Raw genomic sequence first — 23,170 nt, 5'->3', positions numbered from 1 at the left:
GTGGTGAACGAATTTTGAAAAGGACATGTTTTTATAGAAACAACCCTGATTTAGTTCTGATTATTTTATCGGTGATTCCTTTTTCGGAGTTGTCAACGTATGCCGGAAACATCAAAGGATAAGTGAGGATTAATTTCTTAAGTGACTTTAAATATTCTTCTCCGGCTTCCTGTCTAGCTTTTTTCAAATCATTGCGGTCCTCTTTTGAAAGTTCGCTTTGTTTTTCCCATGGCAACTGATCTGATGCCACGGTGAAAGAACTATCGGTAAACGTAAAGGTTCCGGTAATAGCTGCTTTGGCCACCGTGAAAGCGACAATTGCTTTTTGAGCAATTTCTATGGCTTCATTTATAATTGTAATCTCTGATTTTGTTTTTAAAAGTGTCAGCGTTTCTTTGCCTAGCATGGCTTTGAGATACTGATCTTCGACTTCCCGCATGTACGGCTTTAAAGCAGAAAATGTCTGACGGTTTTTTTGTATCGAAAAGTGATCATTGAAGATGGTTGTTTGCGGAACAATCAAATCTTTGAATACGGTGTAATATTTAGAAATTTGCCACTCCGGGAAGTCGGTCACGTTTTCTTCCATCAATTGAAAGGCATCGTCCAGGGCTTCGTTGTAGGTTTTTAATAAAGAGCGGTTTAGATCTCGCTTATCCTTCCAGTCCGCATTTTCTGAATTTGTAGTAGTTGATGTTTTGGCACCGGAATTGGTAATCAAAATATTAATCGTTGGCATTGCCAAAAACAAAGAATAATTTGCCACGGCTTCCTCGAGCAATTCTTTCACCTGATTAATCGGCGTGGTACTTTCTGCATTAAAAGCGTGAACAATAATGGTATCGTATTGCTCCTGACCTATAAGATCAAGGATTATTTTGCGCTCGACTCTTTTGGCGAAAGGCAAAACCTTTTCAAAATCAAAAGTAGCTGATACGATGATGTGACGTTTGAGGTCGGCGATGGTGTTTATTAATCTGGCCATATTATCCGTTCATTATTTCGACTTGACCGTTTGGGTTTTTGTCGAGTGTTGTTAAATTGACATTTGGAAATCCAGCTTCCAGATCAGTATCCCATCGATTGTAGTCGCGCCACAATTCCCAATCTTCGAGTGTGGTGTTTCTTCGTGGTACCAAGCTTGCAGAGAGTACGGTGTAGGCTTCACGGATGTTAGAACCGGAGCCACCAAGATTTGAACCGCCCGGAGTTCCTGCACCAATTATTGCTGGGTTTACTCCAATGGCAAAAAGTATTTCGGAGTTTGCAGCAGAAGCATCGGGTAGGTAAGAGCCGTCTTTTAGTTTGTTGTCAATTGCTTCGATCTTAATTCCTTCAACAAACTTTCCGCTTTCTTCAAAGATTGGAGAAATGAGAGAACGCCCACTGGCTTTATTTCCGGACATGTGTTCGTCAATTGCAGTCGCTAAATCTTCCCGCATTTTTTGACGTTTTTCTGCATCGAAATCGTCCCACTCTTCTTTATAAAAAGATTCAAAATATAAATCAGAGACATAAATGACATATTTGAAATGCATTTGATTTTCGAACAAAGCCTGTTTTAATTCAGGTACTGAGTTAGCCACGTCCATCCATCCACTGCGATCTACAGCGTGCCAATCGGCTTTTGGATAATAATTTTCATCTACTAAAGGATAGTAGGTGGCGGTGCAGAAATTCCAAATTTTATTTGCTTTGCAATATTCCTTGATTTCCAGAGCCGTCATATCACCATCCATGAAAGGAATAGGAACAGAGAATTCTTTTTTGGCATTGGACCAATCCGTATTTATATAAACGAACGGTATTCTTCCAGAGTCATCCATTTTAGCAAAGCGACAGTGTGCGGCTTTTTGTCGTTTGACACGTACAATTTCTTCCTGATTTGCCGAAAGGATATGTTCCGTGAATGCGATTTGAAAAAGGGATTGATCGGTGATTTTTTCGAACCAGAATTTGTTCAGTTTGTTATTGCGAACAAATAATTTGATTGCAGGATATTTTGATAAAACCTGATTTCTAATGATGATTTCACCAGTGATAGGATCTTCTTCTTCTTTATATAATTTGAACCCGTTACCGTGGTGCGTGGATTTCAGAATACTGATTCCACCAACAGCGGCCCCGTTTTTCAGAAACTTTTTGTTGTAGAAATTTTGCGGGTATAAGTTGTCAGAACCCCACTGAACTATTTCGCCAGTGATTTCCTGATTGGCAGGATCTATTTTAATTCTCAAAGGCGCAGGAACAGTTGATTTTCCAAGACCGCTGATTGCAACTGTTGATTTCCCGACATGGATATTTTTGAAATGTCTACTCATAATTAATAAATAACTTCGTGGTTATTGAATTTCGTGATAAACAAAATATTTATTTTCTTGATTTGCCCTCCCGGCAATTCTATGTTTCTGGTTCTGTTATTAAAGTGATTGGGGTTTTTCCTGACCCGAACTTCTCTGTAAAAATATTCCGCATCGATAAAAGGTTTTCCTTTCAGTTTTTTACCAATGAGCAATTTTGCTTTTTCGTATCGTTTCAGAACCCCGCCCATTTTGTTATTACGGTTGTAGGTCCTGAACTCAATATCGAATGGAATCGCATCTCCTTTCGCATCGGTTTTTTTTATCTCTTCTAAAACTTGTCTCAAAAACATGCGCTTAACCATGATTCAAAATTCGGTTTATAAACTATTTTTAAAAAGGACACACTTTTTTTGTGTCAATTTGTCCCTTCAGTATCATTAAAAAATTATTAATTACTTATTTTTCAAACTTTTACGATTTTAAAAACGGTTTTGATTCTCTTTTCGCCTCGGTGCTGAGCGGCCTGCCCCTAATCTGAATCTACACTTGCAGTTTAAAAAAAAAGCGATATATGAGGGGTTCTCCGGTTTGATCCGAACGAACCCCTATAATTTATTTCATCGTATGCCCTTTGAACAATGGCACGAAGCCTCGGTCATCATTTTGTTTGATTAGTCTCAACACCTGCTTGCTGTATCTCCAGAAGAGTGGGATGTCAAACGTATCACTGAAGTGAGTGGCATGTTCTTGTGGTGTAGTCTTGGACTTCTCACTTCGTTTGTCCTTGATGATCGTGTTGGGTTTGTTACCCGGCAATGCCGGTGCGTTCTCCAATGAGATGATAAGGTCATCGCAATTGTTCTCATTGATTTCTATAGCAGGTAAGCCTTGAGTTCCTCCATGCTTCAATAGGTAATTAATAACGATAAACTTCTCGTTGTGCGGTGGATTCTCTGAACCTTTGCGAACCTTAGTGATCACCTTCCAACCGTTACGTTTGAAACAATTGACCGCCTGTTCAGCGAAGGTCACACGTGTATTGATCGTCTTATTGTTACCATTACGGTCATAGTAGAACTCAATCACATTGTTGTGTGACTTCATATCCTCGTAGTAAGGAGCAAACTTCTCATCAATAAGGTCATCAATAATCTTTGGTGATGATAGGTGGAAGGTCTTGAGCGTTCGGTACCTTTCACCTTGATCCTGTGATACAGTCATGGTCATAATATTTCCCCAGTCAATGGTGACAATGAGCGGCTTGGATTTCATGTAATCCGTGTCCTGTTTACAATTGAAGTCTTTAGCCCTTGCATTCACACCTATTCGTTGCAGGTACTCATTGTCATAAGCATAGCGATAGTAATGTTTCTTTGGATCCAATGATGGGTAGAACCCATTGGTAGTCTTCTTTGGCCTGATATTGCGTATCTCCGCATCATAATGCATCTCCGATGGTGCATTGTCACGCATACGATCAAACCAGTCCTGAGATAAGTTATGTTTATTGACTGCAGCAGGAGCTTTCACAAACAACACCTTCCAAGGTTCCTTCTTTGCTAATGCTTCCAAATCAGTAAACCATTGCCCTTTTTGAGTCATCGCCACAGACGATGCGTATATCTCGGCATTACACAAAGGTTGATCCTCATACAATCCACCGCAAGTAGAACGGTTGGTTGTCTGAACATTATTAAACAATCGCTCCTGGTCTAACAATGCAGCTTCATCGCCAATGACAATCGAACAGTTGATACCACGCCCGGAATTCGCCTGATCATTACTGACCATAATCCAAACAAAACCATTCGAAAAGTGAATCGTATTATCCCATTTATCAGGCGATTGAAATGGCATATCAAAGCCAAGAGATTTTCCGTTTTTTCCAACGACATAATCAATTCCTTCATAAATGCCGAACATCTCAAGCCCCGCCTTAGTAGATGGAAGTGTTCTAGACAACATTTGTTGAAAGGTTTCACCAACTAAAACACCCGTTGCACGAGGCATTTGCTTCACAGCTTCTTTGACAAACCAACCTAAGATTGTCGATTTTCCAGAACCACGAGCCCATTCTAAAACAATGGTTTTAATCCAAACTTCAATCAGTTTTTTAGGATTCCATACCTTTTTACTCGAAAGTGCAATAGTGGCTATCTGAGCAAGATTCAGCTCTATTTCGTTAGTCTTCATCGTCATCCTCCTTTACATCGAGATAATCCACTTCTTCAGCATCAAGGTGATTGAAATCCAATGATCCACCATCTTGATTCGCTTCTATTGTTTTCAAAACCGATGGATGTACTTTCAATACATAAGTCTGAGCTTTCAATTTCTCTGGATCAAAGTTTTGGAGCGTGTCTTTATCAAAACCTCCAATTTTTATCCTTTGCGCAATTACTTTCAGTTCCAGTGCGCCATCCTTGTCTTTGATGGCACGTTGTTGCAATCGCATTAAATCCTCTTCAATTAAATACCGTTTTGCTTCTTTGTGATTTTTGAGGATATCACCAAAAATAGCCAACGAACTATTCACATACCGATATGCCTGAGCACGACTGGAACCATCATTCACAAGAACTGACATTGCCTGTTCTTTCGAATGATAATTAATCATAAGATTCCAAGCTTTATATACTTTGATACGAATTTCATCCTGAACTGGAGAAAGCGAAACACTGGCTTCCCCCTTCAGATAATACTTTCGTATCTTATCATCAGTGGTTACTTTTTTGCGTACGATAACGGCGTTAGAACTCATAAATATTGAATTTTAACGCAATTTCAGCAAACGGCAAGTGTAAGAAAAGGACAAACAAAAAACCCGCTAGGAGTAGCGGGTTTGGGTAGTTATTGAGTTTTAGGAATTCTTTCCATTGCTGTTTTAAGCAAATCGGTCACTAGCTTAAGTTTGGATTCATCCTCTTTTACCACAATCTCTTCTTTATGATGTTGCATTCGTTCAAAATAGTTCATGATTTGATTCCATTTCAAACTTTCTTTCTTTTGATTTAACTCCTTATTTAAAATTCTAATTTCAGTAAAAACTTCTCCTGTTTCATCATCTTCGTTATCATGGTCTGCAATTGCAAATCCGTAAGCATTTAACGATTCTGCAATATTCCCTGATACAGCATATATAGCAGATATATTTCTTTTGTCTTGATTAATCTTTTCATAAGTTGTAAGCAATCCTTTTATTAAAGCATAAAACCCAGTAAAAACAGCACTCAAACACAATGCCCAAGGCAATTTTACTATAAGTATTCCAAAAGCAAAATTTAAAATTTGCCAAGAAGTTGCTTTTGCTCCAAGTGAGGTAATAAAAGTATTATAACTTTTAAACGAGGCTAATAAATCGGGAACGCTTAAAGCAATAGTAAGCATTATAAAGGAAACCATTATAACAGTAATCCTTGAATATAAAATCATATTAGAATTAGTCTCTGCTAAGAAATCACTGAATTGATTTATTATCCTAACTCGTTTACTTACCATTTTTTCTGAAAATTCAATTTTTTCTTGAGCTAATTTTATAGATTCATTGACCTTTTTATTCCATTCTGAAAGATCAATATCTGAGTTGATTTTCGCTTGTTTAACTTCATTTAGTAAACCATCCCTTTTTTTGATTAAATCTTTAATTTCTGATTCTAAATTAAATACTAAATGATAAGCTAATGAACCCTTACTGACTTCTTTTTCTTCACCAAATATTGAAGTTAATTCTGCATGTTTAACCTCTAATTCTGCGACTTCTTTTTTATCCTTATTAATTCTTTTTTTTAATTCTGATTCTTCAAAATTTAGCGAAAAATCCAACTTATTAAAATCAGATTGCAACTGATTAAAACTCTCTTGACCTGGACCATAACCATCAATGTTACAATTTTGAATAGCATTAATACCATGCCCAAGCGTTGTTAATTGATTTAAAAATGACTTAGTTCCCTTAATAATTTCTTCAGTTGAATTTTCTTCTGCCATAATTTATTTTGTTAGTTAATGTGTTTTACAAACATACGAAAATTACTAAAAAAAGAAGCCACTCAATAAGGAGGGCACTGAAAAAGTCCCGCTAGAAAAAATGCCTACAAAATCTTGATAGGAAAACGGAATAAACGCTCTGAGAATCGCTTAATCAAGTTTAAAAACTTTTAAGTATGAAAATATAGCAAAGAGAAGGGCTTAAACTGATTTAAAGTTTAAGCCCTTTTATTTATAGGTAGTTTTTCAGTGCCCTCCTCAATAAGTGGCCTTTTTTTTACTCAAAATAAACATCAATTTCCTTTTTATCCAGGACAACATCATTTTTTAATAATTCAAATTCCAAATGATTTTCCCGCATATACTTTACCCATCTTCTTACATCGACATCAACATATCTAGGATCTAGTTCTATCCCTCGACATTGCCTCCAGTTCATTTCGCAAGAAATCAAAGTGGTACCCGAACCAAGAAATGAATCCCCAACGATATCACCTTGCTTTGAACTGTTTTTCATTAGATACGAAAACAAATCAACAGGCTTCATTGTGGGATGATCTTCGCTTCGTAATGGTTTGTTGAATTCTATGATCGTGGTTTGTTTCCGGTCAGAATACCAATTATGTGCAGCGCCTTCTTTCCATCCATATAACACAGGTTCGTGTTTCCATTGATAATCCTGTCTTCCCATAACGATGGAGTTTTTCAACCAAATAAGACATTGAGCCAATTTAAACCCTGCGTCCTTCAATGCATTTCTAAAGTTAGCACCTTCACTATCTGCATGAAAAACATAAATGCCACCGCCTGCTTGAGTATGATCACAAGCCGTTTTATAAAATTCAAAAAGAAAAGTATAAAAATCGGCACTGGTCATATTGTCATTTTCAATCTGCAATTTGTCTTTTGTGCCTCCGGTATAATTCACGTTGTAGGGTGGATCAGTCAAAACCAAATTAAACAACTTCCTCTGGAGAAGCGAATCATATACTTCCGGCAATCGACTGTCACCACAAATCACCCGATGCACGAGTTTCTTTTGCAAAGAGCGTAATTCGTAAACATCACCCAAAATACTGATCGGGACCTTTGGCGGTTCTGGATCAAATTCGGACTCTTCCTCGTTTTGAAGTTCCATTGGCAAATCAAAGTCGGGGAGTGGTATATCGTCCACATTTAAACCCAAAGACAACAAATCAACATCATCAAAAATGGCGTTCAAAATATCAAGATCCCATTCACCAATAGAAACATTGGAACGAATATTATACTCTTTAAATTCTAATTCTGTCAGCTCGCGATTAGGAACACGAACATCAATAAACTCATCACCACGTCCTATTTCCATTAAAACCACAACACGCTGATGCCCGGCAATAATCACGTCATTCGTGTTTATCGCTGGAATTTCGGCAAGGTTGTATTTTTCCAGACTCTCTCGGAGTTTCTGCTTTTTGTCTTCAGACAGTTTTCGGGGATTGTACTCGTAAGGAATAAGATCGCTTACTTTTCTTTTTTCGGTGGACCACTCCAATGGAGCTAATAATAATTCACTCATCTTTCAATTTTTTTCTAATGGTTTCTAAATCAATTTTCTTTTGCTCGAGCTGCTCCAGTTTTCGATTCAGCAAATTGAGAAGCGTACGATCTTCCGGAGACGCTTTCACACGCTCTTGCATTGATTCAATAGTTTTCTCACGCTTGCTGATGCTCGACTGGAGGTTGTCTCGAAGCATTACTAATTTATTACCAGAAACCTGAGAGAAATCTTCGTGACTTTCAGTCGGCATAATCCGGTTGTGGTCTTTCCAGTGACCTAGAATCATCCACGCACGATCAATCTTGGTCCACAGATCATCGAGTTGAATAATAATTGTAAGCGCATTGTTTTCGTCATCATCAGCAATGGAGTTCAATTGGAATTTGAGCTCACACGCCAAATAAAAATCACTCACCCTCTGACGGTAGGTAGAATGCAATTCCATGGGATACATCACCATGGTTTCCTTTTCAAAAGAAACAGCTGCCGATTGTTTTATAATTTCCTGTAATAAAGGCTGCCGTTTTATCGGTTTTTTTGGCTCAGTTGCAACTTTTACGGACTGAGCGACATTCGTGTCGGTCAGTGATAAAGAAGCCTTCTTGAGCTCGTATTTTAGTTTAAGGAAATTGGCAGTATTTTCCCTGGAGAAACTTCTCAATACGTTTGCATTGCAAGTAGCTAATTTGCTGTAAAGCATCACGCCATCCGCATAAGAACCTTGAGAACTAAACCACGATTGAATATCCATAAAACCAATTTTAAAAAAAGCTCCGAATACAGATCCGGAGCTTTCACTATATCTAAAACCAAAAAAACTATTTAAATTCCGCTATTTTTGCTTTTGCAACTTCCTGAACTTTCTCACTCTCAGGTTTCGCCAAAGCCAAAATTTCAACATCTTCGATGCGTTTGGCGCCTTTGATCAAAAGAATAATAGATCCTATTGTTTCCTTTTTAAAAAGCACTTCCGCACCAGGCTTTAATCCCAAATATGGGAATCCTTTCTTGTAAACCTCAAAAGAATTTTTTGGGATTCCGGTTCGTAAATCAAACCTTGTCCAGTCATTCAAAATGAATGAACAAGGTATTGGTAGATTTACTATTTCAAAGTATCTCTTCATTAAGGGATAATTGCCGGCTCCTGGATAACTCCATTATAGATTAAAGGAATGGCAAAAGAACTCACTGTAAATTGCACTCCTTTATCGTCTTCTCCTGTTTTACCAGTAGTTCCTTTTACCTCGCTGATATAAGCAGGATTAAACTTATCACCCAAAAGTCTGTTTTGACCTTGACGTTCTGGAACTGCAAAAACCATAGGAGTATTCAAACGTGTACGAATGAATCCTAACAATTGAGCATCATTACTTGGAATGAAAAAGCTTAAGCTTGATTTTTGTTTCATGTTACCCACAGAACCAACACCATCAAACGTAAGTTCACCAGTGTTCACTTGAACTTTTATTTTTCCAAATCCTTTACCTGCTGTAAAAGCAATGTCTTCTTCAATAACATTAGCTTTTGCATACGTATATCCTACGGCTCCAATAGCCAAAGGCACAGGGAAAGTAGCGATGTCAGCATGAACAGCATAATTCATATTTACCTCAGAAATACCAGAAGGTACTTCAGCATTGATACATGATTGGATATCTTCAACAGCTATGTTTTCAAAACAACTCATACCTTATTTTTTTAAAGTTAAAAATGATAAATTCCCTACAACTAATAACTCCATTGAGTCCGTATCTTCCAACCACTCTTTTTGAGTTTTTGCAACACCAAGACATCTAAATGCAGCAGGAGCATCTGGACTAAACACGTATTCTTTACCATTTTGAGCCTTGAAGCTTTCTTCGGTTTTTCCTTCTTCCTCCACAACTGTTTCCAGTTCTAAAGCTTCAGCAGTAGATTTTTCAGCCAAAATAAGCTGAACCTCTTCAACACTTAAGCTTCTAATATCAGGAACACCTAAGTATTCAGATAAAATCGCCAAAACTTCTTCTGAAGCGGCTGCGGCTTGTTCGGCTAAATCCTTTGCCAATTTTTCATCCAAAGCAACGCCTACAGCTGTAGTCAATTCTTCTTCAGACAAACCTTCGTGTGCAATTCCCAATTCAACTGCTGCTGTTTTCAAAGCATTCAATCTCTCGGCTTTTGCTTGTGCTGCTTCAATTGCTTTTTTCAATTGAGAAGCAGTAAGAGACTCGGCATTCTCAATGCCGAGCTCTTGTGCTATTTTTAAGTTTTCACTCATATTTTCCTAAAGAATTAAAGTACTTCTTCTGGGTAGTACAATGCGTTCAATGCCGCACTACCTAATCCTTTTATTGCTAACACAGCTGATGTGTTCATCAATACCAATTCATTTACGGCATAATCATACCCTAAAGTGAATTCTCCAAAAACTTTGATTTTATAATCTAATTTTTGAACATCAGTGATCGTTGCAGGATTTTCAACCACATCAATCATTCTCACGAAGTTTCCATCAATGGTAGCAACGATCTTATCATTCGACATACCAGGAACAGCAACAATGGTACGTTCGCCTAAACGAGTGCGGTTTCCTTTATCTCCTTTGTAATCAGTATTTTTACCAAATGCATCTTCGTAAAGCAACTTATGATTTTGAGCATTCGTAGTACTCATTTTGATTTCTTTGATAGCATCTCTGTACATTTCAGGGATTCCTTTTTCAAAATCTAACACAACATCTAGGATATTCAAATCCGTGATAGCATCTGTTTCAATTTTGAAACATGGATTCACAGTATTAGCTAACAAAACAGTGTGAATTCGATTCAAACCATCCATTGAAGCCAACCAAGCTGTTGGAGTAGCTGCATTGTAAACTCCTTTCACTGAAAGAATATTTACATCCGAAATGATTTTTGCAGAAAGCATTGTCATTACGTGCTTAGAGATAGTTTTGTCTTTCAACTCAACACCTTCATCGTATTTTTGCTGAATCCAAGAACCAAGAATCTCGGCAGGAGTAAAGGCAAAATTTACTTTTTGGTGGTAGTTTTTCAACTGTTTCCCTCTGAACTGTACATCGGCAGTTTCAGTCCATGTAGGAGTGAATGCTTGTACTACATGTCCCATCACTGAATTAACAGATGCAAACTCTCCACGAATTTTCGGGATCAATTTTGCCATTCTGTTCAAAACAATTTCGTTAGACATAACCGCTGCATTCAAAATCGTAGGATTTTGTGCGGCGAACTTTTTGGTTTCTTCTAAAACCTGATCAATGTTTACTGACATATCTTAAAAATTAAGCTTTGTTATAAAATTCATTGTGCGCATCTTCTGCGTTCACAATGCCGTCTTTATCTTCAAAAGAATCACCCTCAGCTTTCGCTTTAGTAGCTTTTGCACCAGGAACAGCTCCCAGTCTTGCAATTTCAGCTCCAAGTGAAGTGATTTTGGTTTCAATTGTTGCTTCAGCTGCTACAGCTACTTTCGCAGTTGTAAGAACTGCATCAACAGATCCTTCTAATGCAGTCACAACGCCTTCGGCTGCAGCTACTTTACCAGTTGCAGCAGTAATAGCCGCTTCATTTGCAACCAAAGTATTTTCTAACACTTCGAGTTGCGCTTCCGAAAGCTGCACTCCCTTATTTCCCAGAACCGTAGAGATGGTGGCAATACCTTCTCCTTTAGCTCCAATCAATTTTTGGATTGCAGGAAAGCTTTTAGTCTTTTTTGACATAGTTCCCTTTTTTGAATTTGAATTATTATTTGAATTTGAATTATCAGTAGTTGAAAGTTCGAAAACTTTGTTCACGGCATCCTGAAGCGTGCCAATAGAGTCAATTAGTTTTTTATCTAATGAATCCTGAGCGTTCCAGGTACCACCTTTGAAAACCGATGGATCAATGCCAGGACGAACGGCTTTGATGTCATTTATAAAATCCTCAGCAATTGGATCTAACTCTGTTTTAATGTAGAGTTCTGGATTGCCTTTCAACAATTCCTCAAAAGCTTTATTTTTTTCGGTTGATTGCGTAGCATATTCGGTGATCAGTTTCGCTCCTTGTTTCTCGTAAATACCGGAGAAATCAATAAAAGAAACCATCACACCAATACTTCCAATAGCATCTGCACGTTTGTTGGCAATTATATGAGAAGCGGCACTTCCTATGTAATAAGCTGCAGAACACATCAAGCCATCGGTGTAAGCGACAACCGGTTTTTTAAATGAAGCAATGAAATCATAAAACTCTGGAGTTCCAGAAACTTGACCGCCACCAGAATCAATATCAAGAACAACCCCAATACAATTTGGATCTTGTGCATAGGATTTCATTCCCTGCATTTTAGATTTTGTGCCGCTTGGTCCACATTCTTGGTTGTACTTGTAGATAGGATCTTTCAAATTAATTACAGCAACATATTCGCTATCATTATTTCCAGAGTCAAAACCTGAAGCAGCAACTAAAGGAGCATTTGATTTTTTTAAAGAAATAAAAATATCCGGCTCCCGTTCCCCAGACTTAATAGAAATGTCTTTGCCTTCCAATATTGTAAATAAGGAAGGCAAAAGAGAATGACCGTAGGGTTTATCAATAAACCATCGGCCGTTAATTAAAGAATGTAGATTTTTTACGCTCAAAATGTAAAATTGTTTCGTTGGTATTATTAACGATACAATTTTACGCCTGAATCACTCCTTTAAAAAGGACAGAATTTAAAGAGAAACCTTAGTAAAGTAAGCGTTTCCACGGCAAGTGACCACATAACCATTGTCTCCTTGTGGGTTTGTCGTGTTCTCATCATTGTATATATATTCAAGTGGCATTTCGTTGCAACCTAAAATTATTTTGCCATAATTATGATGCAGGATAACAATTACCTTCCTGTTCATCTTAGCTTCCAGTTGCGCCTCAGTTTCCGGTAATTGGTTATTTATCGAAATTTCAATTTTATAATCCCGCAAAACGCCCGCATCAGTCATTTTGCTTGTGGCGGGATACTTAATATCTTCTACCATGGGGTAGATAACAAGTGCCAAATCTTCATCAAAGACGATATCACGCTTTTGCAAAACGTATTTAAATGGGTAAAAAACGTCTCTGGCATCCAAAATAGAAACCTTTGTGATGTTTTTGTAATTGTCGGGAGTAAGAGCGTGGATCATAATCTTAAAATATCAATAAATTAATGTATAAATGCGCCAAAAGCGGGGGACAAATTCGGAAAAGTTTTTTTTGTACCCTTGATTTACTTGATGTTACGGCGTAAATCCTTAAGTAAAGTTTCAAATTTAATATCGTCCTCATTCAGGTTATAATTGAAACAAAATTGCTTTAAACTTGTTTCTTTCGGAATTTTGTTTGCGGTGAAATTTAGGCCCACATACGTGCGCATTTCTTCCCGAAAAACATCATCAACCCGGGTGTTAAACTTACGTATGATCTTGCTATCAATGTAAACACCCATTTTTTCCATGTATCGCAGCGAAATCTCAACAGGAAAAGTAATATCATCTTTCACGGCCTGCAGATCACTATAATTTTTGGAAAGTATGTCCAAAACCATGCTACCAAAGAAATCACTCTTTGTAACCACCAATTTTTCACCTACTTTATTTTGCAAATACTTGTAAACATGTGGTTTTACAGGAAAATTTATGGTTACAGCCGTTCTTTCATTCATAGAAAAATATTTAAGTTATTTTTTAAAAAACAAATATACATAGATTAATGGAGATTTAACAGGAAATTTAGTTCCACAGTTCCACACTTTGATAGTCAATTACTTACAACCAAAATCACCGTGGAACCATACTTGATTTGTAGGAACCATAAAAAACGGTTCCACAAGTTCCACACTTTGTAAATATTAAAATTTCATTGTAAGTATTTGATATTTATAACATTATATGGTATTAAAAAAAAATGTGGAACTGTGGAACTGTGGAACCGTTTTTGTCTTGACATTTCGCCTCTTGCTCCTTTCAATACCTTTTCAAATTAGGGGGTGCGGGGGAAAAGACAAAAAATTTTTTTTTTGGGATTTATTTTCGTGTGTTTAGTTGCGTTCTGGCCAATTCTTGGCCAGTGTCACGCTCCACAAGTCCACTACTCCACATTTTGTGTATATTTTGTCATTGCGAGGGTGCGGGGGAGCGTAGGAAATGCTCTTGTGATGCTGTTTTGGGATTACCATCTGTTTGTGGGTAATTTTAATTACAGTCCCATTGCGGCATTTAGGAGCGGCCTTGTCTGGAAGATTAGTTAATTACCGTCCGATAGCAGCATTTAAAACTATCTTTGTTGTCCAAAAAAGAACAGCCATGTATTTCAAAGAGGAACAGGTCGATGCGATGAAATCTATTTTTAAGCGACTGGACGTAAAAACTATCGACAGCCTGCAATTGTTTATTAAAGCCAATGATCTGCGAACAGGATGTACGCAGGTAATCTACAACAAGTGGAAGAAGCCGACATGCATCTTTCAAAACTTTGAACCGTTATCGCCTTACCGGATAAAGCTCCTGATGCGATTATCAGGGCAAATCCCTTTTCCAATTTATATAACTAAACCTCGCGAGGATATCATGAGAGTAGGATGGAAGGTGGAGTAAAAGAAAACCGCTCGAATGGAGCGGTTTTCTTTTACTTTAATAAGTTATTATACGTCAACAGTAAATGCACTATTTAAAACTTCTGTAAGACAATTGCGAACAGTGTAAGCCCACATACGCTACAGTGTTTTTTTACTCATGAGATTTTGCTTTTATAAGTTCTTCAATACTGTAATCATCTTGTTCCTCAAGCGTCATCATCGAAGAGTCAAGTAATAATATTCCGTAACTACCATCAATACCCATCCATCCTTCTTTATTTTTGAACTGATCAATTACACCATCTTTATTCCAATTTCCGTAAAGGGAAACAACCAGAACTTCCTGGCATAACTGTTTTAGAAAAGCATTCAGATAACTGTTATCATTTGCCTCAAGTCTGGTTTCATATTCTGACCAGAACCCCACCATTTCAACAATGGTATCTTTCATTGTCATTTTCCTATCTCCATAATACCAAACAAAATCAAAGTCAATTTGAACTCTTATGTCACCGCCTGTGGCATTGTGCGTCACGTCATAAGTTTTTTTTCCTTTATTATTTTCCATAATTTTTATTTTTTTAAATTTTCCAATTCCCGTAAACGAAGCCTTTCTTGTTTCCGAATGAAAAATAATTGTTGATTCGAAATACATTTGTCTTCAAAAACAATGGTGAAGGCTTCCCGGATTTGTTTTATTTCTTTTGCTGAAGAACAGTTTCTAATAATTATTTTGATTTCTATAAAAGAATACATCTATTTTACTTCTTCAATTTTCCATCCTTGAATGCTATTGAATACTACCAGTTCCCCTTGAGGATTGGTCCATTCACGGCCTTTCAGATTTATATCAATTTTCACCTTTTGTCCAGGACTAAACTTATCCAGTTCCACGACCTTACCCTGTGTAAATTGAATGTCCAAAATCTGTGTAAATTGCTCATCCGTTTTCACATGAACTGACCTGCTTTCAAATCCTCCGGTTGTTGCTTTCGTCTCTAAGATTCTTACTATTGCTCCTGTAACTTGCATAAATTCTAAATTTTTGATTGTTGTTTTATATTAAATACCCTAATTTTAAAGCTGCTATTTCTCCGATATCTGTCAAATCCCCTTGAAAATTTTCATCGTAATAAACCTTTCCAATTTTCTCATGAAGCTCATCCCATTTATTGGATTTGGAGATAATTTCTTGTTTTAACTCAAGGCTTGGTTTTTCAGGTTCCTGAGTTTCCAGAACCGCTTTGAAATGAACAAATAAAAGTCTCAGAATTTCTTTTTGTTTCTCGTGAGTTCTGGTTTGGTTTACATATTGCGTGGAAAGTTTCCCAACGAAATACTCCACGTCTAAACTTTTTAAAAACTTTTCGAAATCACCCCCAAAAGACCTCCAATTGTGTGTGTACGTTCCCCAATCAGATTGTAATACTAAATCGCCTTTTGGAGTGAACCAGAACAATGCCCAGCTGGTTTCCGGTGTATGGATAAAAACTGTTGATGCGATATTTTTTTTTATTTCTATTGTCATGATTGTTTTTATTTTAAAATTTAACTTCTAAACTATTCCCGTACAATTCTCTGATGATTTCGGCATTGTTCCGGCTATTTTGGGAGTACCTTTCCCAATACTTTATCCCGTTTTGTTTCACAACTTCAAAACCCTTGAAAATGGCAGTGATATTTTGCCCGGTATTGACGATTTCCTGTTGTATTTTACTCAAACTAAGGAAAGCCTGTGTTTCCCTGACTTTCGCTCTAATTCTCCTACTACTGATAATTGATTTTTTTGTTTTCATCGCTAAATGTTTAATTGGGTTATATGTCTGATAAAAATTCATCTACTAAATCTCCATCAAGATCTCTTTTGGAAGGGAATCGCCATAATCGAAGCGGGAAATCTTCTTCTCGTTGATTTAAACTATCAACATCAGATATTCTCTGACCGGAATTATCGACCCAAAAATTGGTATAATGCCCTTGGATTTTCCGTATTTACAAAAGTTCTTTTGTTGAAGTTTCAAGTGTAATCTCGGCAAGTAATATTCCTTGAATTTTTACTTCTTGAAGTAGAGAAGGTATATTCCCTTTTTTTATGGTTCTAATAATACCATCTTTTCCTCTTGCTACTCTGGGTGTGTGTTTTTTTTCCATCGCTAAATGTGTTTTTAATTAATAATTGTTTTTAAAATAATGTGAGTTGAGACTCTTTAATTCTTGCTTTTTTTAATTCAAAAAGCACCCAAGACAGTGGCTTGTGCTTCTTTTTTTCTTTTATTTTGGCTTTAACTTTTTTAATTTCATTGACTAGAATAGAATGAACCGTTTCTTTTTTTCGATACTGATCAACCCAGCCGCAGTCATCTGCATATAATATTGAGCTACATCGACCATTACTGTATCTCTTGATTTCGAAGCTGATATTCTTGTCTTTTATAATTCTCAATAATATTTCCATCGCTAAATGTTTTTTGATTGCTTTTTATGCTGATTTTTCTAAACTAAACGGGGTGAAACTTTGCTCTTCGGCCACTACATAAATCATATTTTTGTTGATTAAAGCAGCAATTTTATATGGATCAGTATCGTGTTTCAAAAAGTACGGACCGTCAAATACTTCGTCACTTTCCTTTACGTAATAGAGATAATTGACCCTTAAATACGCCCCATCGAGCATATCATCTTTATCGGCCACTCTCAAATTCATCAGGAAACTAAATCCTTCACCCGCCGTGACAATCACATACAATTCTCTGAAAATGTAGCAGTCAATAAAATTGTCCTGGTTAACATCTTCGACAACATGATACGGCCCAAAAAACTTTGTATCTGACTTTCTCCTGGAGAAAAACAAAGCATTCCTGTACGGAGTATCATTGGCTCCAAAAAGTTCAGTACTTAATGCGGGACGAATTACGGCGGGGATTTGGATGTATGTCATAATTATTGAATTTCTAATTGGGCTGGATTAGTAATCACTCTGTTTTTTTTTGCCGTTTGAAAAACTTCATCAAGCGTTATTTCCGTTTGGTTGTCATTTTCATCATCCAAATTCAATATTCCCAGTCGCTGCATCATTGAATAATTAAAAGCATATCCGCTCGGGCATTTATCACCCATTCTTTTGCTTCCAAATAATCCGATAAAGTATTTCTTAGATTTCAGATAATTTCTGATTGTCGTGGCTCCAATAACTTCTTCGCCTTGACGTTTCGAAACTTCCTTGTGGTAATCTTGATGTACTTTGGAAAAATTTATAAAAATTATTTTGTCTCGATCCTTATTCGTATAAATCGCTTTTTCTCCTTTTTTCGGGATATATTCAAATGTGGACGCTCTTTCGATAAGGAAATCAGAACCTTGTTTTATCGAATGTTGTGCAGGATCAGCCAAGTATTCCACGATACGCCAGAAAGCGGCCAAACCATCACTGTCAGCAATTGTTTCAGAGTTTTCGACAATGGCTTCTTTGGTCAGTTGAAAATATTGATCGTAAGTAAATGGAAAGTTGAATTTGTCCTGAAGCATTTTTACCGTTACCAGCAGCACGATGTAATTATCAAAAACCCGGTTCTGGTATTCCTGCTCTTTCAAAGCTGCTTTCATTTCCTTTCCCGTTTCAGCATAAATGCGGGTCATGTTTTTGGCAAAATAATCCCGGTGCTTAATCGTGTCCAGGATAAAAGACGAAATCCCTTCTTTGTTCCAAGAAATCAGTTTATTGTATTGCTCTTTTTCATTCGAGGTAAATTCCTTGTTTTCAAAATTGGTGATGATCGAGCGGGAAGGCAACGCACCATCATCGCGAGTGGGTAAATATTGCCCTGAATAATACACCGCACTATTTATCTTATCAACAGTGGTTCTGTTGCTTTCAAAACCTTTCCCTTTTTCACGGCCTATCCCGTTCCATGTTCCTTTGAGTGTCTGGTGCATCGCTTCGTCGATATCGTCGCGCATTTCGTCACAAAAAACAATAGAATTCTTAACTCGAGTCAGTCTTCTGGAAAGCCCTACAAGTGTAGAAGTGTTCAGTTCTAATGGATTCAAATTGTGATAAAAGAACGCCTGCAGGCAAGAACCAAATCCCGACTTTCCGCTGTCTTTCTGGCCGAATCCTCCAAATAATGGAAAGAAATTATAATGTTGAATAAACAAGTCTCTGAAATTGGCCGCCAAACAAAATGCAACTCCCAGTTTTCCTTTATCACCAAAAACTGTTACCATTTGCGAGGCCCATTGGTCTAAAGAAACTGGAGCAACCTTATGTATAAAATGTCTATCATTCTCGAAAGGGTCATCGCCTTCATTAGCTGATTTGTATATTTCCGAGTGCGAAGGAGAATAGAAATGTGTGATATCAGATCTATATTCGCTTTCTACATGTTCCAAACCTTCTACGTTTACAATGCCGTATTTATTGACTTTGTGAAAATTATTATCGTTGTAAATTCCGTCTGCAAAAGCAAAGAAACCCTGTCTTTGAAACCCTAAAATCTTCAACTCTGATGCCGTTATAAAATCGTTCAGCAGTTTTTTTGCCACCAATTGGAAATCTTCATTTCTCGCTCCTGGTTCAAAGAAGAAGAAGCCTTCCATGATCAAACGTTCTTTTATTTTAGTAAAATTGATTAAATCCGTACTTTCAAAATCTATTAATCTTTTGTGGCCAAGGTGATTGATTACTTCACAAAGTCGCTTATTATCCGCACGCCCTTCCACGTGAAATAGTGGAGTGATTCGAAAATTTGTTCCCATTATAAAGGAGTTTTCACGGCGAAACCAGTACACGTTTCCAATCTCGCAGAAACGGTCCGTTAAATATTGATCCTTGTTAGCACCTTCCGGCAGTCCCAGAACCTGAAACTCTTTCTTTTCGGCTTCCTGTGTTTTTCCTTTTTTCGAGCGGGCTTCGTCTTCCTCAGTAGTTTGAATGATGCTTGATAACACCAATGGTTTTTGGTCTAATATTTTAGCCACCATTTTCACATATTCCTTTTGTGCAATTTTATTTGGAATGGCGTGAAGCGTGTTGGCCATACTTTCGACAGCATGAGAAACCAAAGAAGGTTCGTATTTAGGGAAATCAGCTAGTTGCTGTTTCATTTCCTTTTCACGGTCATTTATAGTTTTGAAAATTCTATCATTCTCTTTTTTGGTAAATTTTTTATCCATTACAGATAAGTCCTTCATCATACTATCAGCAATGATATCTTTTCGCAACGATTCAATTTCCTTGTCTAATTCGTCACGCAATGTTTTTTCAAGCGAAACAAGCTCCGGGTTTTTGGCTTCGATTTGTAAAAATTTGGCTTTCCAAAGAATAGCATCTTCACGGTTTTTTTCAATAAAAGCATTGATGTCTGTTTTTTTAGATAAACTGTCTGGATCTTCGCCATCTGGGCAAATCACCACTTCAACTTTGAACCCGTGTTTCAGGCAAATATCAATATCACGGTGTACGGCTCTCAATCCCGCTTTGTCACCATCACGAAACAAAATAACGTGTTTGCAATAGCGCACTAATAGTCTGGCGTGGCCTTCGGTCAATGAAGTTCCGCAAGTTGCAATTGCATTGCCAGCATCGGCTTGGTGCAAAGCCATAACATCGGTGTATCCTTCCAGTAGAATAGCTTTTCCGGAGGATGCAATTTTCTTTTTGGCTTGCCAAAGTCCGTACAACACTTTCTCTTTTAAGTATAGCTTGCTTTCTTTAGAATTCAGGTATTTTGCAAAGGGAGCTTCTTCTTCCAGATTGCTTCTTCTCCCGCCAAAACCGATAATATCGCCTTTGTCGTTGTGAATGGGGAACATGATCCTGTTTCTAAAAAAGTCATAACTCGCACCGTCTTTTGTATTGGTAAAACCTAATGTTTTTGACAGTTCAAAATGAGCGTTATTGATTAGTGGCGTTGAAACGAAGCTCCTTTCATTAGGTGCAAATCCAATCATAAACTGCTGCAGGATCTCTTCAGAGAAACCTCTGTCAGTAATCATCATTTGTTTGGCCCAATCATCAGCTTTAAGTGAAGAAAATTTCTTTTGGTACAAATCAGAACAAAACTGCACCACGTTTTTCATAGAGAAAACTTCATCATGAATTTTCTTGGCGTCTTCCGATTGTTCTTCATATTCCAGAACGATTCCTGTAATTTCAGCGACTTTTTCCACCGCTTCAAAGAAATTCATCGTTGGATATTTCTTCATGATAAATTGCACCGTGTTTCCTCCAAATCCTGCCGAATTATCATAAAAGAAGTTTTTCACCACATGCACACATAATGATGGAGTACCTTTTTCGCCAGTAAATGGAGAAAAGCAGAAATAGTGAACGCCTTTCTTTTTCAGTTCTTCAGTGGCTCCAATAACTACATCAATACGGGCTTCATCAATCAAATTATCAATAGAGGATTGTTTTATAAACTTCATAGGTTATCCTTTACTGATTGCTAGATTTATACCTAATGTGTTCCATGTGTTTAATAGTGCCGGAGACGGCATTTGTGAGAATAAAAGAGTGTGTTTGCGAGCGCCTTCCGTGTAACTTTTACGGGTGATCCCGTAAACTGCTGAAGTTGTTTTTTCAGTTTTAAAACAGTCTTTTAAAGTTTCTACCAGATAAGAAAGTTCATCCTGTGAAACGCCCAAAACAGTTTCTAAAGGAAAAACTTGCGCTTTCAAAGCTTCGATTTCAGTTCTAAAAGCAAAAGTTTGAGAATCCATTTCCTTTTCAGTAAAATGCCCTGATTTTTCTAGGTTATCAATTTGCTCCTGTAGAAGAGCGATTCGGGAGATTATATTTTCGTTTGACATATAAAGTGATTTTTTTGGTTTAATAAGCCCGTCATTACTGGCGGGCATTGGTAAAAATTCTGTGGTATTTAGAATTAAAAAGAAGAGGTTTCGGCAATCATTATTTTTTCTATCATATCGCATAAATAAGTGAAGTTTTTTTCTGTTTCTTCAAGCTCTTCTTTGTCTCCTTCAAATTCAAAAAACAATTGACCTTGATAGGTTTTTATTTCTATCGACATATCGATACAGATAATTTCTTCTCCGTTACTATTGTGATTTTCATAATTAAAAGAAACTCCCCATTCCATTAGTTTTATAGCTATTTTTTTCATTTTTAGTTTTGAATTAAATGTTCTTATTTGGATAAAGTTTTCGCAGCTTCTTTTTATAAAAATTCATCATTTGAGCTTTGTCTTTCTCTGGATAATCTTTAGAAAGATCTATTTCGTTTATTTTTAGCCCTATAATTTTCGCTTGCTGTTTTGTAGAGAGATTTACGAACATGGCTTTAGCATTAAAATTTGTAAATCATAGCTTACGGCCACTAATCTGGCACGGGATAAAACACCTAGTTTTTCAAAAAGCTTTTGTTTTTTGGTTTCAAAAGTGTTCATACACACTTCTAGTTTTTCAGCAATTACCGGAAGCGTATCTTCGGTGGCCAATAGTTTGATCATGTGAATATCGAAAGGGGTAATAATTTGCCCTTTGACTCTAAAAAAGCCACACACAATGCCTTCCATTGGGCATTCGCCACGAAAACCACACTCGTGATATTCCGCATCCGAAAGTTTGCCGTCCTTGAAGTCAGCAGTCATGTCAAAACCACCCAAACGACATTCAGAGTATTTTTCTATCTGTTCGTTTTTGGTTATATAACCCGCTAATTCCAGTGCAATAATTGTGGAAGGAGATTTTCGCATTTCCTTTTCAAGAATGTCAAGGAATGCAATAGGAAGGTCAAAAAGATTTTTCACGGCTCCATTATGTAAAGCCATCATTTTGCCTGTAGTAGAAAACAACTCAATGTTTTCGTCAATAATACCGGAGGGAATTTGTATATTTGTCATCGCTAAATGTTTGATTAAGCCTCGAAATCTTTAATTAGATGTAGAGGCTTTTTTTGTTATACGTCCGAACTTTTCTTGGATTTCTTTGTTTTTGGTACCCACTTCTACAAGTGCGTTCATGATGTCCTCATTGAAGGCGTCATCTTCTCCCAGTTTTACCTTAGAGATATATCTTTTCGTATAACTCTTTTTGATTATACCGCTGTCTTCCCATTTTTTAAGAACTATTAAAGTTTGGACGATATAGTTTTGAGGAAGACTATCTAAAGCCTCAGAGATGGCCTCTGGGGTGATTCCATTGTTTTTTTCTTCGGGAATAATGTTATCTTTGTTCATAGTTATTTCTATTGTATTTCGTTTTTAGTTCTACAAATATACATAGATTTAGGTATAAAACAAGTAGATTTATTTATATTTTATAAAAATACCAATATATGTATGTAGATGGAGAAAAATTCGTCAGTCTAATAGCGACCTACTGCAAGGATAAAGGGTATCCTGAAAAGTCATATTTACCAATGTTTTGCAAGGATTTTGACCTTAGTTATAACCAATGGCATGCCTATACAAAAGGCAAGCAAGTCGTGGGAACAAAAATCATACAGAGATTAATTGATATTTTTCCAAAGATGAACTTAAACTGGTTCATCAAAGACGAACCCAACATGTTTATTGGCGTGGAAAAGCATTCAATGGTAGAAGAGCCACTGGTCAAATACGGTAAAGTTGTGAGTAATTTAGAACTTATGCATAAGTTAGAAGAGATGCACGCTGACATTAAGAAACAATATCAAAATTGATTTCCAAATTAAAACAATACCCATAAACTTCCCAATTAATTAGAAGTATGCTTATTTTACAGTACTTATCGATCGTTACAGAAACCCTGCCGTGGTCAC

30 protein-coding genes are annotated in these 23,170 nt (G+C 36.9%); 2 read left to right on the top strand and 28 right to left on the bottom strand.

Annotated features, from left to right (window positions below; translation table 11 throughout):
• Nucleotides 1-31 precede the first annotated feature (31 nt).
• The 15 genes from ACM55G_RS14700 to ACM55G_RS14630 form a co-directional block, all read right to left on the bottom strand.
• Nucleotides 32-985: a DUF6712 family protein gene (locus tag ACM55G_RS14700; RefSeq protein ID WP_416844698.1), complete on the bottom strand. Its 954-nt coding sequence runs from the start codon at nucleotides 983-985 to the stop codon at nucleotides 32-34.
• Nucleotide 986: 1 nt separating this feature from the next.
• Nucleotides 987-2,321, bottom strand: coding sequence for a hypothetical protein (locus ACM55G_RS14695; RefSeq protein WP_416844697.1), 1,335 nt, complete (start codon nucleotides 2,319-2,321; stop codon nucleotides 987-989).
• A 2-nt stretch (nucleotides 2,322-2,323) separates the two neighbouring features.
• A complete protein-coding gene (locus ACM55G_RS14690) occupies nucleotides 2,324-2,665 on the bottom strand; it encodes a hypothetical protein (protein ID WP_416844696.1) in 342 nt (113 codons plus the stop codon).
• A 250-nt stretch (nucleotides 2,666-2,915) separates the two neighbouring features.
• The gene (locus ACM55G_RS14685; protein ID WP_416844695.1) at nucleotides 2,916-4,496 is read right to left on the bottom strand and encodes a hypothetical protein; all 1,581 of its coding nucleotides are present in this window, start codon (nucleotides 4,494-4,496) and stop codon (nucleotides 2,916-2,918) included.
• Nucleotides 4,486-5,064 (bottom strand): hypothetical protein, encoded by a 579-nt coding sequence (locus ACM55G_RS14680; RefSeq protein ID WP_416844694.1) that lies wholly within the window; start codon nucleotides 5,062-5,064, stop codon nucleotides 4,486-4,488. Before ACM55G_RS14680 ends, ACM55G_RS14685 begins: the two co-directional genes overlap by 11 nt.
• 89 nt (nucleotides 5,065-5,153) lie before the next feature.
• Nucleotides 5,154-6,290 (bottom strand): hypothetical protein, encoded by a 1,137-nt coding sequence (locus tag ACM55G_RS14675; RefSeq protein WP_416844693.1) that lies wholly within the window; start codon nucleotides 6,288-6,290, stop codon nucleotides 5,154-5,156.
• A gap of 277 nt (nucleotides 6,291-6,567) precedes the next feature.
• Complete coding sequence (locus ACM55G_RS14670; protein WP_416844692.1) at nucleotides 6,568-7,848, bottom strand: DNA modification methylase; 1,281 nt, start codon at nucleotides 7,846-7,848, stop codon at nucleotides 6,568-6,570.
• Nucleotides 7,841-8,581 (bottom strand): hypothetical protein, encoded by a 741-nt coding sequence (locus ACM55G_RS14665; protein WP_416844691.1) that lies wholly within the window; start codon nucleotides 8,579-8,581, stop codon nucleotides 7,841-7,843. The genes ACM55G_RS14670 and ACM55G_RS14665 overlap by 8 nt, the downstream gene beginning before the upstream one ends.
• A 67-nt stretch (nucleotides 8,582-8,648) precedes the next feature.
• Nucleotides 8,649-8,954 carry a hypothetical protein gene (locus ACM55G_RS14660; RefSeq protein WP_416844690.1) on the bottom strand — a complete coding sequence of 102 codons (306 nt, stop codon included), beginning with the start codon at nucleotides 8,952-8,954 and terminating at the stop codon, nucleotides 8,649-8,651.
• Nucleotides 8,954-9,517, bottom strand: coding sequence for a hypothetical protein (locus tag ACM55G_RS14655; protein ID WP_416844689.1), 564 nt, complete (start codon nucleotides 9,515-9,517; stop codon nucleotides 8,954-8,956). The genes ACM55G_RS14660 and ACM55G_RS14655 overlap by 1 nt, the downstream gene beginning before the upstream one ends.
• A gap of 3 nt (nucleotides 9,518-9,520) precedes the next feature.
• A complete protein-coding gene (locus ACM55G_RS14650; RefSeq protein ID WP_416844688.1) occupies nucleotides 9,521-10,090 on the bottom strand; it encodes a hypothetical protein in 570 nt (189 codons plus the stop codon).
• Between the two features lie 14 nt (nucleotides 10,091-10,104).
• A complete protein-coding gene (locus tag ACM55G_RS14645) occupies nucleotides 10,105-11,103 on the bottom strand; it encodes a hypothetical protein (RefSeq protein WP_416844687.1) in 999 nt (332 codons plus the stop codon).
• A 10-nt stretch (nucleotides 11,104-11,113) separates the two neighbouring features.
• The gene (locus tag ACM55G_RS14640) at nucleotides 11,114-12,454 is read right to left on the bottom strand and encodes a S49 family peptidase (protein WP_416844686.1); all 1,341 of its coding nucleotides are present in this window, start codon (nucleotides 12,452-12,454) and stop codon (nucleotides 11,114-11,116) included.
• Between the two features lie 75 nt (nucleotides 12,455-12,529).
• A complete protein-coding gene (locus ACM55G_RS14635) occupies nucleotides 12,530-12,979 on the bottom strand; it encodes a hypothetical protein (protein ID WP_416844685.1) in 450 nt (149 codons plus the stop codon).
• A gap of 83 nt (nucleotides 12,980-13,062) precedes the next feature.
• Nucleotides 13,063-13,497, bottom strand: a complete 435-nt coding sequence (locus tag ACM55G_RS14630; RefSeq protein ID WP_416844684.1) for a hypothetical protein — start codon at nucleotides 13,495-13,497, stop codon at nucleotides 13,063-13,065.
• 544 nt (nucleotides 13,498-14,041) lie between these two features.
• On the opposite strand from ACM55G_RS14630, the gene ACM55G_RS14625 reads away from it, so the two are divergent.
• A complete protein-coding gene (locus ACM55G_RS14625) occupies nucleotides 14,042-14,428 on the top strand; it encodes a hypothetical protein (RefSeq protein WP_416844683.1) in 387 nt (128 codons plus the stop codon).
• Between the two features lie 132 nt (nucleotides 14,429-14,560).
• On the opposite strand, the gene ACM55G_RS14620 is transcribed toward ACM55G_RS14625, so the two are convergent.
• The 13 genes from ACM55G_RS14620 to ACM55G_RS14560 form a co-directional block, all read right to left on the bottom strand.
• Entirely contained in the window at nucleotides 14,561-15,064 is a 504-nt protein-coding gene (locus ACM55G_RS14620; RefSeq protein WP_416844682.1) for a DUF2528 family protein, read from the bottom strand.
• Nucleotides 15,065-15,165: 101 nt separating this feature from the next.
• On the bottom strand, nucleotides 15,166-15,441 hold the full coding sequence (locus ACM55G_RS14615; protein ID WP_416844681.1) for a DUF3127 domain-containing protein: 276 nt from the start codon (nucleotides 15,439-15,441) through the stop codon (nucleotides 15,166-15,168).
• Nucleotides 15,442-15,466: 25 nt separating this feature from the next.
• The gene (locus tag ACM55G_RS14610; RefSeq protein WP_416844680.1) at nucleotides 15,467-15,937 is read right to left on the bottom strand and encodes a phiTE_072 family protein; all 471 of its coding nucleotides are present in this window, start codon (nucleotides 15,935-15,937) and stop codon (nucleotides 15,467-15,469) included.
• Nucleotides 15,938-15,950: 13 nt separating this feature from the next.
• The gene (locus ACM55G_RS14605; protein WP_416844679.1) at nucleotides 15,951-16,205 is read right to left on the bottom strand and encodes a hypothetical protein; all 255 of its coding nucleotides are present in this window, start codon (nucleotides 16,203-16,205) and stop codon (nucleotides 15,951-15,953) included.
• Nucleotides 16,206-16,401: 196 nt separating this feature from the next.
• A complete protein-coding gene (locus ACM55G_RS14600; RefSeq protein WP_416844678.1) occupies nucleotides 16,402-16,560 on the bottom strand; it encodes a hypothetical protein in 159 nt (52 codons plus the stop codon).
• A 31-nt stretch (nucleotides 16,561-16,591) separates the two neighbouring features.
• Nucleotides 16,592-16,864, bottom strand: coding sequence for a hypothetical protein (locus tag ACM55G_RS14595; RefSeq protein ID WP_416844677.1), 273 nt, complete (start codon nucleotides 16,862-16,864; stop codon nucleotides 16,592-16,594).
• A gap of 24 nt (nucleotides 16,865-16,888) precedes the next feature.
• Nucleotides 16,889-17,347, bottom strand: a complete 459-nt coding sequence (locus tag ACM55G_RS14590; protein WP_416844676.1) for a hypothetical protein — start codon at nucleotides 17,345-17,347, stop codon at nucleotides 16,889-16,891.
• Between the two features lie 2 nt (nucleotides 17,348-17,349).
• On the bottom strand, nucleotides 17,350-20,835 hold the full coding sequence (gene dnaG, locus ACM55G_RS14585) for a DNA primase (protein WP_416844675.1): 3,486 nt from the start codon (nucleotides 20,833-20,835) through the stop codon (nucleotides 17,350-17,352).
• A gap of 3 nt (nucleotides 20,836-20,838) precedes the next feature.
• Complete coding sequence (locus ACM55G_RS14580) at nucleotides 20,839-21,219, bottom strand: hypothetical protein (RefSeq protein ID WP_416844674.1); 381 nt, start codon at nucleotides 21,217-21,219, stop codon at nucleotides 20,839-20,841.
• 74 nt (nucleotides 21,220-21,293) lie between these two features.
• Nucleotides 21,294-21,533: a hypothetical protein gene (locus ACM55G_RS14575; protein WP_416844673.1), complete on the bottom strand. Its 240-nt coding sequence runs from the start codon at nucleotides 21,531-21,533 to the stop codon at nucleotides 21,294-21,296.
• A 13-nt stretch (nucleotides 21,534-21,546) separates the two neighbouring features.
• On the bottom strand, nucleotides 21,547-21,705 hold the full coding sequence (locus tag ACM55G_RS14570; RefSeq protein ID WP_416844672.1) for a hypothetical protein: 159 nt from the start codon (nucleotides 21,703-21,705) through the stop codon (nucleotides 21,547-21,549).
• Nucleotides 21,696-22,271: a helix-turn-helix transcriptional regulator gene (locus ACM55G_RS14565; RefSeq protein WP_416844671.1), complete on the bottom strand. Its 576-nt coding sequence runs from the start codon at nucleotides 22,269-22,271 to the stop codon at nucleotides 21,696-21,698. The genes ACM55G_RS14570 and ACM55G_RS14565 overlap by 10 nt, the downstream gene beginning before the upstream one ends.
• Nucleotides 22,272-22,301: 30 nt before the next feature.
• Nucleotides 22,302-22,607 carry a hypothetical protein gene (locus ACM55G_RS14560; RefSeq protein WP_416844670.1) on the bottom strand — a complete coding sequence of 102 codons (306 nt, stop codon included), beginning with the start codon at nucleotides 22,605-22,607 and terminating at the stop codon, nucleotides 22,302-22,304.
• A 98-nt stretch (nucleotides 22,608-22,705) separates the two neighbouring features.
• Here ACM55G_RS14560 and ACM55G_RS14555 point away from each other — a divergent pair, with 98 nt between their 5' ends.
• Complete coding sequence (locus ACM55G_RS14555; protein ID WP_416844669.1) at nucleotides 22,706-23,071, top strand: hypothetical protein; 366 nt, start codon at nucleotides 22,706-22,708, stop codon at nucleotides 23,069-23,071.
• Nucleotides 23,072-23,170 lie beyond the last annotated feature (99 nt).

Origin of the sequence: Flavobacterium algoriphilum (assembly GCF_048158655.1) — a bacterium.
GTDB lineage: Bacteria > Bacteroidota > Bacteroidia > Flavobacteriales > Flavobacteriaceae > Flavobacterium > Flavobacterium algoriphilum.
Note: the sequence above shows the minus strand (reverse complement) of the source record. Positions and strands in the feature narration are given on the sequence as shown.